General features: G+C 55.0%; 14 protein-coding genes. 3 read left to right on the forward strand and 11 right to left on the reverse strand.

The features are described 5' to 3' along the window. Nucleotides 1–10: 10 nt before the first annotated feature. The 10 genes from V0288_RS12110 to V0288_RS12155 form a co-directional block, all read right to left on the reverse strand. Nucleotides 11–1147, reverse strand: coding sequence for a hypothetical protein (locus V0288_RS12110; RefSeq protein ID WP_332865353.1), 1137 nt, complete (start codon nucleotides 1145–1147; stop codon nucleotides 11–13). Nucleotides 1148–1247: 100 nt separating this feature from the next. Continuing rightward, complete coding sequence (locus V0288_RS12115; protein ID WP_332865354.1) at nucleotides 1248–1577, reverse strand: hypothetical protein; 330 nt, start codon at nucleotides 1575–1577, stop codon at nucleotides 1248–1250. Between the two features lie 99 nt (nucleotides 1578–1676). Further along, nucleotides 1677–2867 carry a hypothetical protein gene (locus V0288_RS12120; RefSeq protein ID WP_332865355.1) on the reverse strand — a complete coding sequence of 397 codons (1191 nt, stop codon included), beginning with the start codon at nucleotides 2865–2867 and terminating at the stop codon, nucleotides 1677–1679. A 64-nt stretch (nucleotides 2868–2931) separates the two neighbouring features. After that, nucleotides 2932–3642, reverse strand: a complete 711-nt coding sequence (locus V0288_RS12125; protein ID WP_332865356.1) for a hypothetical protein — start codon at nucleotides 3640–3642, stop codon at nucleotides 2932–2934. Then, nucleotides 3642–5198 carry a hypothetical protein gene (locus tag V0288_RS12130; RefSeq protein ID WP_332865357.1) on the reverse strand — a complete coding sequence of 519 codons (1557 nt, stop codon included), beginning with the start codon at nucleotides 5196–5198 and terminating at the stop codon, nucleotides 3642–3644. Before V0288_RS12130 ends, V0288_RS12125 begins: the two co-directional genes overlap by 1 nt. A gap of 19 nt (nucleotides 5199–5217) precedes the next feature. After that, complete coding sequence (locus V0288_RS12135) at nucleotides 5218–6042, reverse strand: hypothetical protein (RefSeq protein ID WP_332865358.1); 825 nt, start codon at nucleotides 6040–6042, stop codon at nucleotides 5218–5220. A 76-nt stretch (nucleotides 6043–6118) separates the two neighbouring features. After that, complete coding sequence (locus V0288_RS12140; RefSeq protein WP_332865359.1) at nucleotides 6119–7162, reverse strand: hypothetical protein; 1044 nt, start codon at nucleotides 7160–7162, stop codon at nucleotides 6119–6121. A gap of 165 nt (nucleotides 7163–7327) precedes the next feature. After that, entirely contained in the window at nucleotides 7328–8182 is an 855-nt protein-coding gene (locus V0288_RS12145; protein WP_332865360.1) for a hypothetical protein, read from the reverse strand. Between the two features lie 18 nt (nucleotides 8183–8200). Further along, nucleotides 8201–11011, reverse strand: coding sequence for a helicase HerA domain-containing protein (locus V0288_RS12150; RefSeq protein WP_332865361.1), 2811 nt, complete (start codon nucleotides 11009–11011; stop codon nucleotides 8201–8203). Beyond that, the gene (locus tag V0288_RS12155; protein WP_332865362.1) at nucleotides 11001–11348 is read right to left on the reverse strand and encodes a hypothetical protein; all 348 of its coding nucleotides are present in this window, start codon (nucleotides 11346–11348) and stop codon (nucleotides 11001–11003) included. Before V0288_RS12155 ends, V0288_RS12150 begins: the two co-directional genes overlap by 11 nt. 127 nt (nucleotides 11349–11475) lie before the next feature. Here V0288_RS12155 and V0288_RS12160 point away from each other — a divergent pair, with 127 nt between their 5' ends. After that, entirely contained in the window at nucleotides 11476–11826 is a 351-nt protein-coding gene (locus V0288_RS12160; protein ID WP_332865363.1) for a four helix bundle protein, read from the forward strand. 35 nt (nucleotides 11827–11861) lie between these two features. Here V0288_RS12160 and V0288_RS12165 read toward each other — a convergent pair whose 3' ends face one another. Then, on the reverse strand, nucleotides 11862–12386 hold the full coding sequence (locus V0288_RS12165; protein WP_332865364.1) for a hypothetical protein: 525 nt from the start codon (nucleotides 12384–12386) through the stop codon (nucleotides 11862–11864). A gap of 360 nt (nucleotides 12387–12746) precedes the next feature. On the opposite strand from V0288_RS12165, the gene V0288_RS12170 reads away from it, so the two are divergent. Continuing rightward, nucleotides 12747–13094 (forward strand): hypothetical protein, encoded by a 348-nt coding sequence (locus tag V0288_RS12170; protein ID WP_332865365.1) that lies wholly within the window; start codon nucleotides 12747–12749, stop codon nucleotides 13092–13094. Further along, nucleotides 13087–13335 carry a hypothetical protein gene (locus tag V0288_RS12175; protein ID WP_332865366.1) on the forward strand — a complete coding sequence of 83 codons (249 nt, stop codon included), beginning with the start codon at nucleotides 13087–13089 and terminating at the stop codon, nucleotides 13333–13335. Before V0288_RS12170 ends, V0288_RS12175 begins: the two co-directional genes overlap by 8 nt. Nucleotides 13336–13371 lie beyond the last annotated feature (36 nt).

Genomic DNA, 13371 nt, shown 5'->3' on the forward strand with positions numbered 1-13371 from the left:
GTCACCTTCCTTAACCGATTTCGGCTTGATTTTGTTTAGATTTACCCGGTTCGAGTTGTCGATCGACGGCTTGAAACTTCTCGACATCGGCGCGGGTGAGGGAGCCGGTCAGTTCTCCATCCTTGAGGCTCAAGATCTCGCCGCGCCCATCTTTGGCAATAACGGTCAGATCTTTGTCCAGGCGTTCGAGGCGGAAAGTGTTGCCATCGAAAACCTCTTTCCCGCTCTCGTTTTTACCGCCGAAGCGATCGAGCAGTTTCGTCGCGACGTTAACCACCTCTAAATTCTGTAGATCTCGCCCGCGGCCCGGAAAGAGCTTTTCCCGAACCGAACTAAGAAGACCGGACACCTTACGGGAGAAATCGCGCGCTCCTTTGCCTAAAAAGGAGTGTGTGGCTTTCAGGTTAGTCTTTAAAGATTTATTCGGGATATTCCGCTCTACTTCCCGTTCGAGGACGATGAGAAAGGGAATCTGTCCTGACGATTTCTGCCCGATAGTCTTTTCCACCGTCCCCGGTTCGACTCCTAATTTTGTCAACTTCTGGCGTTGTTCGTTCGAGAGAGAAGCGGGTTTTCCCTCGCGTTCGGGCGTTTCTCCCGCAATCACCTCTACTTGAACTTTCCGAGCCGGAGGTTCTTCCTTTTCCGTGCTATCGGCGCGTTTTTCGGCCTCTCCGGCCGGGGATGTACCCGTGGTGGGAGAGGCTTCCGGTTGTGTTTTCCCGGCCGCGGGCGCGAGAAGGTTTCTCTCGACAACGCCATCTTTGAGGCGGAAAACCTCTTTCCCGTCAACGGTGATGGTGACATTTCGATCGAGAGGGATAGAGGCGGCGGCGGGGCGATCGGATTCGGGGATTTTGAGAACTTTTTCGAGATAACTCGCCATCTCCCGCGATAGGGCGGGAGTCTCGGTACGAACATCGGGACTTTTTCCCGTTTCGATCGCCGCTTGATAGGCGATCGATTTATCGATCGAGATCTCCACTTTGACGGGTTTCCCCGACTGTTTTAATCGTTCGAGAAGTTCGCGGAGTAGGGCGATCGTCGCCGCCGTTCCCGTCGCCATGACAGTATTCTGGGCTTCTTGAATCGCGCGACCGCTCTCTCTCGCGTCGTGGCGATCGACCTCGAAAATCGGCTTAGACATAGTTATATCGGGAAAGGGGAAGGGGGAAGGGGGAAAGGGGAAAGGGAAAAGGGAAAGGGGGAAAGGGAAAGGGGAAGGGAGAGAAATAATCGTTTTTCCTTTAATCTTTGCCCTTTAAAAGTTGTAAATCGGGCATTTCGATCGGATTTTCGAGACGATTGAGAAGGATTTCCCCGCGGACGAGAACACAGACGAGTTCCCCGTCGATCGCCCACTCGATCGTCTTCGGAACGTAATCTTCGGGAACAGTGATCTCGTGAGTGACGTACCCCGTCACCCATTGGAGAGCCAGCCTTTGGTCGGAAAAAACCTCGATCAGTTTCGGCACGTAGCCCGCGGGGAGCGAGGGTTTGTCGTAAACGGGTTCCAAACTTGTCGCGATCGCGGGATAGTCGGCGAGCTTTTCGGCGATATTTCGGGGGAGTACCATGTTTTTCTCCTAGTTTTTCGGGGTTAATTCAGAGGATTTTTATCTTTAATTCGCGTATTTCTTTCTCGTCCTCTCCTTTCCAGTTCTCGCTCCCGTTTTTTAAGGGATTCCTAGGAATATAAAATCTTTCTCGTGAAGGGGAATCCAAGGGAAGGGGCCGATAATGTAGGGACTCGTGCCGCAGAAGATGGAGAAGCGGAAATAAATGCCGAATCGGGCGATTCCTTCGGCTTCATCGGTATCGGTGAGGACAACTTTGAACCCGCGGCCGAAGGGATGCCGTCCCGTGGGTTCTTCCCCCGCGAGACAGCCGGAACCGCCCGCGACCCGTTGAGAATTGCCGGAAATCCATTGTTTTCCCCGAATGAGGGTAGCGCCGAGCCAATCCGGGCCGGTGAGTTCGATGTGAGCGCAATCATTCCCGTTGCAGGGGTAGGCGAAGCCGACCACATCGCTACCCGTGACCGTATTCGTCCGTCGGGCTTCCTTGGAACCGAAAACGACATCCACGAGGGCGAAAACTCCCGGTGTGCCGAGATCGATAAAGAAATCGGCGAAGGGAAGATCCGCCAGTCCGGGGATTTCTCCGATTAAGGTCTCTCCCCAACGGGCGAACTCGCTAAGGGGCGCGTCTAATAGTCCGGGGATAGAATCGAGAGCGTATCCGGCTAGGTTTAGGGAATCTAGGGATAAATCACCTAAAAGGTCGTCGGTAACGAGATCGCCCAGCAGTTCACCGCTTAACGCGTCGGCGATCGCTCCCCCGAGTTCTTTCTCTACCAAGTCGTAAAAGGGGGCGACATCGCCGAGGGATAGGTCTGCCAAGTCGGGAATCGCTTTGACTAGAGTTTTTAACGTCTGTTTATCGATCGCCCCGAAATCGGCGAGACTCAAAGAACCGGGCGAAAGTCCCACTCGATCGAGAATGCTTTGTAAAGAACGGCTCGGTAAATCGGTCGCTTCCGCCAGATCGCCCAACATGAGGATCGAGGTAATTCGATCGCCCGCATCCCAAGAGCGGGAGGGATCGTATCCCAATTCTCTCGCGAGGGAAGAGAGATCGAGAGAACCGGCTTTCTCGACCGCGGGGATGAGACGGAAGGTAATCCGTTCCCAATCGGGCAAACGCGCGCCGCCGCTCTCGATCGAGGGGATATTTACTTCCTCTCTCTCGATCGATCGGGCAGAGGCGGGCTTGAGTTTAGGGGGAAAGATCTCGCCGAACGCGAAGAAGGTGGTCGTGCCGGCGAGGAGAAGTGCCAGCGATCGGGTCAAATTCGAGTGTTTCATCGTTCTCTCCTATTAATGAGGCGTTAGGGAGAATAAATAAGAGAAAAAGCATTATAGATAAGCTTTATGGGCTGTTAGCCGAACTCCTCGCTAAGTTTTCTAACTTTTCGAGAACGGAAGGGGCTAGATTAAAATGGCGTAGGGCATCCGAAAACGACATCCCGCCCCGGACACGGGCGAGCAGGGTTTCTACTCGATCGAATACTTCCGTGTTCTGTCCCGATCGATCGCGGTCGCGGGCCATTCGCAAACCCCGTTCGATCCGAGCGGCCCTCGCTCTAGTGGACTCTTCAAGACGCTGACTTTCTCGGAGAGCGGGACGGGGATCGGTGTTGATGTTGACCGCCACGTATCGCGCCCGTCCACTGCCATAGCCGAGGTTGAAATAGTACACTTTTCTCGTTCCCGCTCCCTCGGTCACGACGGTTAGCAAGGTGGTCGGAGTGGACGGAACACGGGGAAAAGAGACGGGATGAATACGCCGGAGATGGATAACGGACGCGCCACAGTTTTCTTGCCCCCGATCACTACAATTCGGGGTATCGAAGTCCAAAGTCAGACGGGACGGGTCATCGAGCCAAGCTTTCACCACCCGTTCGCCCGTTCCCGTGAAATCGAGAGATAGTCCCGTTCCCGCCCAGATCGTCAGCGAGGGAATCGCCCCCGATCGCCCTTCCGCGTGGCTAGTAGAGAGGTTTATCACGGAATTGGCGAAACTAGCGGCGGGAAATTGAAGGGATATGCCGATTACAGCGGTAATAATCTTTTTCCGCATTATTTTCCCTCCTCTAAGACTGTATCGGTCGCTTCTAGGGGAATTCGGCGATCGGGGGAATCGATCGCTCCGAGATCGAGTTCGAGGGGTTTTTCGGGAATGTCAACGCCGAAGGTTCTATTCACGAAGACCTCTAACGGGGTTCCCTGGCGGAGAAAAAAGATGGTCACGCTTACCCCCGAACCGAGACGGCGATTTTCCCCCCCGGTTAACATGCGGTAGAGGCTGGAAATCGATCGCCCACCGGGGATATCGGCAAAATCTCCCGCTATAGACAGGAGATCGGTTATCGTCCGCGCGTTGTCATCCGAGCCGTTATTTCCGAGCGTTTTCATCTCGGCCACAAGAGGCTGACCTCCCGCGCCCCGTACCTTCAAAGCGCCTTCCGGTAAAGGGATTTCCTTGCCATCGATAACGAGACTTTCCACGGACAGGGTAACGAGGGCGTTATTTCCCGTTTCCAGACGGGCGATCGCCTTGGAACCCGCGGGAATTCGGACGTTACCCGACTTATCGGTTAGGGGTTCGTTCAGGGTGAGGAGATAGCGTTCATCGGACGCTCGTTCTGTTCGGTTTCTTCTCTCTCCCTCCCAAGCGATCGTGGTTTCTAAACGGGCGGGAATGGATTGACCGAACTCGATCGCTCGGGGGTCATTATTCGGGGGAGAAGGATTAGAAGCGATCGGGCGATCACGAGAGCGATCGGGAGAGATTACCTGCTCCGACGAGTTAACCCGGTCGCGGACGGTTCTCGGTTCGTAAACCGGGGCGGTTCGTGATTGTCGGGAAGAGGGGGAAGAGGAAGAAACCGACCCTTCCTCGAAAGAGCCGACACGGGATAGTTTTGACCAGAGTTCCGACGGATCTTCGTTCGCGATCGGGCGCGGGGTGGGAAGCGATCGGGCCGGTGTGGTTGCGACTGGGCGAACAGAACGTTGGGGAGGAACCCGAACGGTTCGTGGGATGGGTCGATCCGCCGGCGATCGCATTTCGCTCCCGATTTCTCGCGATACGGGCCTGGGGGAAACGGAGACGGTTCGCGTCGGGGGACGGGAAGCGATGACGGAGCGCGTTCTCGGTTTTTCGGCGGCGATCGGTTGGAAGGGTTGATTTTTCCGCTCCTGGATGTCTCTCAATCGTTCCTGTTGCTCGCGCAGTGCCAGTTCGGAAAGGAGCCGGGATTTTTCCTTGTCCTCGTTCGCCGGAGACAGTAGGGGATTCTTCTCCTGTTCCCCGGTTTCAACGGGACGGTTAGCCGCCACGGATTCCCCCGGTGATTGAAATCGGGAGAGAAAGAGACTGGCCACAAAAACGACGAAAAATACCGCCCCGGAGACGAAAACCAACTTAGACAGAGGACTGGAGGCGAAACTATGTCGGGTGATCTGTTCTTCTAAATCTTCCTCGGGTAATAACGGCGTGGGGGAGGAAGAGGACGAACGCGATCGATCGGCATGGGAGGCGAGGGAAGGATCGTCGAAACCCGTTAATCTGGCTAAACGTTCCTCAGTAGGCGGATCTTTGGCGTTTTCTGGCTGGGAAAACTCGGTATTCATACAATCTCACCGGATAGGTTTATTTTTTCTCTTCGGGGGATTCGCGATCGACGGATAAATCGCCGAATCGGTAGATCTCCAATCCCGTCGCGCGGGCGTTATACACCGCTCTCCGAATGGCCGTGGCGGATTCGGGGAGAGGATCGGGGGTTACATGAACAGCCCTCACGTAGATGTCCTTGTTGACGGGAACCGCTTCACCGATTCGATCGCCACCGGTGAAAGTGTAGAGATTGGCGATCATCGTCAGCTTCCATTGGCCCAGTTCGATCGCTTCCGGTTCGGAAAGATGGTCGATAACGAGAACCATTTGGGTATTTCCGCCGAAAACGCCCGCGGGGGTGATCTCGGCGAGTTTCGAGAGGAAAGCGCCCCGAAAATCCTCCGAGAGTGCGAAACTCGCCTCCCACGCCGCGGTCGTCACCTTGCGCTTGCCCCGAAAACCATTGCCGGATAGTTCTATCCCCGGATCGGGAACGGGCTTAAGCGGGCTTTTCAAGGCGCTCGTGTCTTCCAACTGTCCCGAAGCCCCGAATAGCATCGTGGCGATCTGTCCGACAAAAGTTTGAATCGCCCGCGGGGAGCGGTACAGGGAGGATTCAACTCCCACGCGGATCGATCGCCCGTCCACTAGCTCGACTAACGTGGGAGCGGGTCGTCGGGCTAACTTGGCGATCCAGATCGTGTTAAAGGTGGTCTGAAGGAACAGGAGACCCTGTAATCCCAGCGTCGCGAGGACAAAAACGGTGAGAACGTTTCCCGATGAACCTTTCAGCAGGGGACGCGCTTTCGGGATGTTTACCTCCGCGGGTACGTTCCCTTTTTTGGTGTTAAACAGTCTCATAAACTTTCGATTCGTAGTTAAGATTTTGGAAGGTTTTTCTATTGCCTTCTGCCTCCTGCCCCCTGCCTCCTGCCTCCTAAATGAAGAAACCGGCAACGGCTTTAGTGGTGTTCCCGACCGCGCTGGAGATCGATGTCCAGACCATCAATCCCGCCCCACTCGCCAAGCTAGAAGCGAGTATCGGGGCGAGTAATCCGGCGAACAGCGCGAACCAGAAGGGATCGCCGTCCCCCGAACTCGTCGCGACCACCGAGGTCAGGCCGACGATGATGTTGAAGCAGAGACGGGCGAAACCGATCGAGAAGAATCCCGTTAACCAAGCGAAGACGGGTTTCGCTCCGTAGGGGAGAAGGGAACCCCCCACGGCGATCGGGCCGAGGAGCGCGGTGATTAAAAGCGAGGCTTCTAGCAAATTCTGATAGGCGATCTGCATCCAGTAGAGGACGGAGACAACGATCGGCATCCAGACCGGTTTGAGCAATCCGAACACCCCGATATCGAGAACGTCTTGGGAAAGCGTGTCGCGAACACCGTCGAGAAAGCCCCGGATTCCATCGATCCAACTTCCGCCCCCACCCCCGAAGGCGAACTCGTAAGCGTCCACGAGGGAGCGGGAGCGTTCCAGTGCCGAATTCACGCATTGAAGTTGTGCCTCACCGAGAAGGGACTGGCAGGGGCGCAGGGTATCGGAAATCATCGCCTGTAGCCCGATCTTCCCGTTGGCTTCCCGGTAAAGTTCGTCGAGTTTGATGCCAGACATCGTGATCGCGAGTGCCTGACTGTTGGCTTTATTGATCATGTCGCGGAGGGATAGGGTACTTCGCGCCAACAACACCCCGTTATTGTTCAGCAAAAAGGCGACCAGTAGCGGCCAGACGAGGGACTGTAACACGAGCGGTTTTCCCTCGTTCAAGTCTTTGTAGAGTTCGATAATCAGAAAGATGAGCGTTCCCACGGCGAAGACCGTTCCCACCCAACAGAGAACCCCGTAGAGCGTTGCCCCGCCTAGAGAGCCAGAATCACCGAGAACGTTTTTCCAAGTCGCGTTCCAAGATTCGGCGACTTGATTCGCCGCGTCCGCCCCGTTGATGAGAACGTTGTTAAGCGAGATGTCTGCCATAATTTTTTAAGGGGAAAGGGGAAAGGTGAAAGAGAAAGGGGGAAAGGGAAAAGGGAAAGGGGGAAAGGGAAAAGGGAAAAAACTAAAATTTAGAGAGAAAAGTCAGGGTAAAGCGTCGAGAAAGCTCTAATCCATCTCTTTTTCCCTTACCCTTCCCCTTTTCCCTTAAAAAAGATTGGATTGAGCGGTGAGGTTCAACAGGAGAAAGCTATCCACGGTCGATCGAGCCTGTTCGTCCCGGTTGCGTTCGTCGAGGGAGCGGGAAATATTGGAGAGGTTGAGGTTGGTGAATTGGGTATCCGCCCGGCTTCGGAGAGCCGACGCGCCGTGCATCGCGGCGATTACCGATTGTTGGGCGTTGATTCTCGCGAGAGCTTTAACCACGTCTTGAGTGCTTTCGTAAGATTGAGCCTCGTCGGAAGTGTCGAGAATAGACTGGACGACCTCGCTTGTCTGCTCGATCTCGTCCTTCATCTGTTGCTGTCCCTCTTCCCCTAGAACGGTCTCGACACTCAGGGAGGTGGCGACTCGATCGCTTAAATTGCCGAGTTGGATAGCGTAACTTCGCGGGTCGGCGCGGAAGGGATCGGGGGTTTCTCCCGCCTCTCTTACTTTGTCCGCGATCGTCGCCCGCGCTTTGCCCGCGTTCGGAATTCCCAATTCCCCGGCCACATCTTGCAGGATCTCGGTGAGACTCCCGCTACCGCCGAGGATATCGGTCGCAACGGTACACCAACCCGGTTCGGACGGGGTGGCGAAGAGGATCGGTGCGGCGGAGCAGGGATCGTTAATCGTGTTTTCCAATAGAGAGACCCAATTATCGACGGCGACGATTTCCGGGAAGAAAGAAACCAGCGTGGAGTAAATATCGCCGAAGATCGAACCGCCGAGAAGATCGGCGATTCCCGCTCGGACGGGTCTGACGGTGACAGAAACTAAAAGGACAGTTCCCACCGCGACGGGAATAACGCGACGGCGGAAACGGCGGGATTCGGTGTTTCTAGGAGCTTGAGTGTCCATGAGAGTGTTGAGCGGTAATCAAATCGGTAAATCGGCAAACCGGTCAGCTTTCGACGGTAAGCCCTTTTTTTCTTCCTCGAACAATTCGGAGAGAGATTCCCCCGATCGCAGGGAACGCGAGAGAATCCGGCTAAAAAAGGCGATCGCCTCGAACTTATCGGGGTAACGGGATAGATATTCGGCCCGGATCGCCTGTTCGTCGGGGTTGTTGGCGACTACCGCGAGTTGAACGTAGGCGGGATAGTAGCGGCAGAAAGTGTAGATGCCGCTGTCGTCGAGGAGCCATCGCGTGAAAACGCCCTGTTTATTCGGTAGGAATCGTTCACATTGGGCGATCGTTTCGCCCTGATAGCCGAAAATCGAGATGAAGCTCGGTGTTGCCGCTCGTTGTATTCGGCCGATGAGCCGGACGCTCAAATTCTGGAGGATCTGCGCGCCTACCTTGCCCGCGGCGGCGATCGTGTTCGGGTCTTGCGCGGTGAGGATGACCCGAATCCCGGCTTTCGCCCCGTTCGCGCAGAGCATCGCCACCAGTTGCGCGATCTCGGGAAATTGGAAAAGAATGGGCGATTCGTCGATAAAAAAGATACTCATCGGTGAGGCCATCGCCCGACGTAGCGCGGCGGCGTAAGCGACCAGAGACAGAATCGCCGCGTCTTCGCTCTGGGAAACTTGCCGTAGAGCGAAGACCAACAGCATCGAATCGGTCGGGACGGTGGAGGGGGAGGAAATCGCTTTCCCGACGCGACTGTTCACCCAATAGGTGAGGCGTAGGCGGATTTGTTCCAGCGCTTTCGGGACGATGTTCCAGTTAACTCCCTCCTCAAGCTGTAGGAGTCGATCGATCTCTTCGAGAGTGCAGAATCGCAGATAATCCCGTAGGGTCGGCATCTCTTGCCATTCCTCGCTGTCGGGTCCTCCTGTCTCCGCTTTGGTATAGCGATCGAGGATCGTCGGATCGCTGAAAAATCGGTTTAAAAGGCAGTAAAGAACGGTGCGGATCGTGGTCTTTAGGGTTTCCTCGGTGTTGACCCCGACCACCATCGCCAGTAGGCAGGCGGAAAGGAAGTCTTTGTAATCCTCGAAACGTCTTCGGGCCTCGTCCGGGGCGAGAGCCGACAGATCGGGACGCTCGAAGAGGTTGATCGCTTCCGCGCCCACATCGAAGTACGCGCCCAAGGGACTGACGAATTCCGTGTAGTCGGTGAAGGTACTCGTGCCGTCCGGTTTCGGGTAGTCCAACGCGACGACGGGGACGTTTCGGGCGAGCGCGTGGGTGAGAATGCCGGAAACGAGAACCGATTTTCCCGATCGAGTCGTCCCGAAAACGCCGAGATGCTTCCCCTCCGAGCGGAAGAGGTCGATATGGATCGGTGTCCCGCCATCTTCCGCGAGCAGTTCCAGTCCGTCTCGATCGGGGCTGAGTGTGGTGACAAGAGGAATCAAACCGGGCAATTCTTTACTGAGGTAAACGAGCCGCCGATTGCCGTATTTGAAGGAAAGAAGTTTTTCTTGCACGATCGGCAGGGTTTGAAGCCAGATATGCCAAGCGATCTCGGTTTCTCTCACCACCCACGCGGGACGTAGAAAAAAGTTCTCGATCTGACGGCAAGCGTCATCGAGTTCTTCTAGAGATTCCCGGTGAACGAGGAAAACGATTCCCGTGTGAAACGGTACGGCTCCCTCGTATAGACTTTCTTGGGCTTCGATCGATCGTTTGGCATTAATTCCGGCGGCCACGTCCACATCCTGACGCTCGCTCGCCCTGACCGCCGCGGTCGTGGATTGTTTGATGAGACGTTGGACGGTAGTTCTTACCAGAGTCGGGTTAGCGGGACTAATCTGGCAGAAGATCTCGGTGTCCGTGACCAAATCTCTGGCGATTACGTCCCACAGATAATGAAGTTGTTGTCTCTTGTCTTTCCATCCCGCGGGTTTGTCCCAAAAGGTGAGCGCGCCGGTGTACTTGCCCCCGTTGTGAACCCACTTTCGATCGGCCCTCGGTACGGAATCGGCGAACAGGAGCGTGGTACTGTGGACTTCCGAGGTGATTTCCTCGCGGATACCGTTCTCGTCGAGAATGAGGAGTTGCGGGATATCGATCGGGGGAGTCCGCGGGTTGAGCCTGTACCAGAGGGATTCCCACATCTGGATTTCCGTCATCGGGGCGATTTTTAACTTCAGTTTGTTGAGAAAAAGTTGCTCCCAGACGAGATAACCGTTATTGAATCCAGCGCCGAGTAGGGATTCCAATTTGACCGCCTCGTTAGCCGCCCCCTCGCCGCGTATCCACGATAGAGATTCTTCGAGCTTGGCGAGGGCGCGTTCCGTCCAGTCCGCCGACTCCGCTTCGGAATTGCCGAAAGTGTAGGTAACGTAGACTTTGAGTAATTTCGGTTCTCTCAGACCGGTAGCGGCTAATTCACGAACCCGTTGACGTTCGCCCATTAACAGGAATTTGACCTCATCTCCCGGCGATCGATCGAACAGCGAGGATAGACGCGATTGACGGTCTCGATCGGTTTTGAACGCTCCCAAATGGAACGTGACCGCTTCCGAACGCGGGAAATCTTTTAATCCCGCCTCTACTTGGTCGAAAACCCCGTCTACCTCTTCCGCGGAGAGGAAACTATGGATACCCTCGCAATTGAAGCCGAACACGAGTTGCCACGGTGCGGAGCGATTCTTTTTCAGTAAATAAGCCCCGATCTGACGGTTCCGTAAACGGAGACTGACCATCGCCTGTAGGTGCAGGTGGTTTTCGATCGGGGTCATCGTGAAGTTCCGAGAACCCTCTTGAACCGTTAGGGGCGGAATTCTAGTTTTCATCGCGTTCTCTCCCGCTTTTACGACGTTTATCGGCTATCCCGTCACTTTTGAGGAGTAAAGATTCATATCGTGCCGACGCTCGAGTGAAATAGGGGCGGGTCACGAATTTAGAGAAAAACCGCCAGGCGCGATTTCCGGTCAAGATCCAACTCGTTCCCATCAGCCACGCGCCGAATAGTGTTGCGTTAATCCAAGACAGATGAAAAGCTTCTTTCGCCCACCAACTCAGCAAGAGAATGAGGGCTAAAGGAAATACCTGACCCGCGGGAAAGGGGCCGATTTTCGGTTGTTTGCCGAGCGCTTGATTGATGCGACGGAATTCTCTCTCTTCGGACATGGCAGTAAGGAGGCAGAGGGCAGGGGGCAGAAGGCAGGAGGCAAAAGAGGCTCGCGAGGATGTAGGAAGGGTTGAAGGCGGGAGAAGATAGAATCATTCGTGATTTACCACTCCCACCCCTGCAATCATGAGTTACAGAGAACAGTTCATCTGGAAACGGGGAATTCAGCTTGCTGTCGATTGCTATCGACTCACCGAGCGTTTCCCAAAATCCGAACTCTACGCTTTGACGAGTCAGATCAGGCGTTCCGCTGTCTCGGTTCCCTCGAATATCGCGGAAGGCTATGGAAGGAAAACCACGGGCGAATATGTTCAGTTTCTTCATATAGCGTTAGGTTCTTTGCGGGAGCTAGATACCCAACTAATCATCGCCAGAGAGGTAGGCTTGGTCGAAACTCATCTCATCACTCCCGTTCTGGAAGAGGTTGATAAGTTGCAGGGAATTCTAGTCTCTACTCTGGCAAAGTTAAAGTCTTAACTCCCTCCTGCCTCCTGCCTCCTGCCTCCTGCCTCCTAACCGGTGATCAACTTCGTGAGGATATCGGCGAGGGTGACGGTGATAACCACGAGGATGGGAGTCCGCGCGGCCGCTACCCAATCTTCATCCTGACGGACGGAATTGAACACGCCGATGAAAGCTACGGCGAGGTAGACGATGTATAAAGCCCGTAGAGTGTTAAAAACGATGGGGATAGCCGCTCCCGACGAACTAAAGGTCGTGTTGAAGAATTCTTCGGCTCCTTGGAAAAATTGCGCCCGCGCTGGGGTGGCGAACAGATTGAGGGAGGCGAAGACCAGCGTTCCCAACATCATGAAGAACGCGCTTTTTACCCGACGGTTAACTTGTTTTCCATCGAGGTAGGGACGAGCGAGAGCGATACAACCGGACACGACACCGACGGTGAGGAGGGCGGAATCGCCGCGCGCCCCGTTGAGGATGCCACCGGTGAACAGGGCGAGAGGAAGGATGGCGCTTTTGAGTCGATCGATCCGGGAGATTTTCCGCTCTTCGGCGGTTTTGAAAGATGGTACTCGCATATTGGGTTGTTAGGGAAACATCGGGGAATGGTCAAAGTTGAGATCGACGCGTCGATCGAGGAGAGCATTTCCCTCCCCTGCCGTTTCCGAGACGGCTAGAACGAGTCAACCCCTATCCAATCGGATCTGACCTTTCGATCGCAAGCGAAACCGCGAAAGGCGGTAAAAATTCCTAAAATTTGTTTTTTCAATAATTCGGGAAGTTTTCCCACTCTGGCGAACGCGACGCTTTTTGGAAGAAATGCGGGAGAGAGTGCCGCGATTCCTTTCGCCGTCAGGGAGACAGGGGAGGAGATCGATCGAGCGACTATAATTTCTATAGAAACTAGAGAAATTTGTGTTCGCTTTTCGGGAGAACTTATGAAGGGAAAAACCGTATCCGCCTACACCGACTCGGAAACCGCCAGTCGCGTGGCGGGAATCGCGAAGTTAGAACATCGCCCCCCGGCTCGCATCGCGGGGATGGCCTTGAAGTGGTTCGTCAGCCTTCCCCCGGAAGCGAGAGAGGCTTTATGGCAGATCGAGGCACTGGGGGACGAGGACGATCTCGCCGAGGTCAGACGGGAGATGACGCGGACTTTACTGAACGTTCGATATAACATCGCCCGTAGGCAGGTACTCGCCGAGATGAATGTTGAGGGTTTAGGGGAATTGGAAACAGAAGACGATAGCCTCGCGGCCGCGGTGAACTTAACACACGATGAGTGACATCTTGCGTCTGTGTTTGGATTTAAATATCTGGTGCGCCGCGCTTCTCGCCGATTTCAAGGGAAGAAAGGACACTTCCTGTCAATATCTGGTCAGAATCGTTCGGGAAGGCGTTTGTGAGATCGGGAGGGTACAACTCATCGTATCGTGGGGAATGCTCGATCGCCTGCGGTTAGTTTTAGAACGAGATCTCAAGGTGGCTCCATCGGCGGCCGCTCTCTATATTAGACCTCCTGCATGAATAGCAAGACCCCGTGCCGGTTAAGGCAAGTTCGGG

Source organism: Pannus brasiliensis CCIBt3594, assembly GCF_036688125.1.
Taxonomy (GTDB): Bacteria; Cyanobacteriota; Cyanobacteriia; order Cyanobacteriales; family Microcystaceae; genus Pannus; species Pannus brasiliensis.

Bases quoted from the DNA above. Each gene is read 5' to 3' on its own strand.
- V0288_RS12160 (WP_332865363.1), top strand. From the start codon at position 11,476: ATGAGTTACAGAGAACAGTTCATCTGGAAACGGGGAATTCAGCTTGCT.
- V0288_RS12140 (WP_332865359.1), bottom strand. From the start codon at position 7,162: ATGGCAGACATCTCGCTTAACAACGTTCTCATCAACGGGGCGGACGCG.
- V0288_RS12150 (WP_332865361.1), bottom strand. From the start codon at position 11,011: ATGAAAACTAGAATTCCGCCCCTAACGGTTCAAGAGGGTTCTCGGAAC.
- V0288_RS12110 (WP_332865353.1), bottom strand. From the start codon at position 1,147: ATGTCTAAGCCGATTTTCGAGGTCGATCGCCACGACGCGAGAGAGAGC.
- V0288_RS12155 (WP_332865362.1), bottom strand. From the start codon at position 11,348: ATGTCCGAAGAGAGAGAATTCCGTCGCATCAATCAAGCGCTCGGCAAA.
- V0288_RS12115 (WP_332865354.1), bottom strand. From the start codon at position 1,577: ATGGTACTCCCCCGAAATATCGCCGAAAAGCTCGCCGACTATCCCGCG.
- V0288_RS12175 (WP_332865366.1), top strand. From the start codon at position 13,087: ATGAGTGACATCTTGCGTCTGTGTTTGGATTTAAATATCTGGTGCGCC.
- V0288_RS12165 (WP_332865364.1), bottom strand. From the start codon at position 12,386: ATGCGAGTACCATCTTTCAAAACCGCCGAAGAGCGGAAAATCTCCCGG.
- V0288_RS12170 (WP_332865365.1), top strand. From the start codon at position 12,747: ATGAAGGGAAAAACCGTATCCGCCTACACCGACTCGGAAACCGCCAGT.
- V0288_RS12130 (WP_332865357.1), bottom strand. From the start codon at position 5,198: ATGAATACCGAGTTTTCCCAGCCAGAAAACGCCAAAGATCCGCCTACT.
- V0288_RS12145 (WP_332865360.1), bottom strand. From the start codon at position 8,182: ATGGACACTCAAGCTCCTAGAAACACCGAATCCCGCCGTTTCCGCCGT.
- V0288_RS12125 (WP_332865356.1), bottom strand. From the start codon at position 3,642: ATGCGGAAAAAGATTATTACCGCTGTAATCGGCATATCCCTTCAATTT.
- V0288_RS12120 (WP_332865355.1), bottom strand. From the start codon at position 2,867: ATGAAACACTCGAATTTGACCCGATCGCTGGCACTTCTCCTCGCCGGC.
- V0288_RS12135 (WP_332865358.1), bottom strand. From the start codon at position 6,042: ATGAGACTGTTTAACACCAAAAAAGGGAACGTACCCGCGGAGGTAAAC.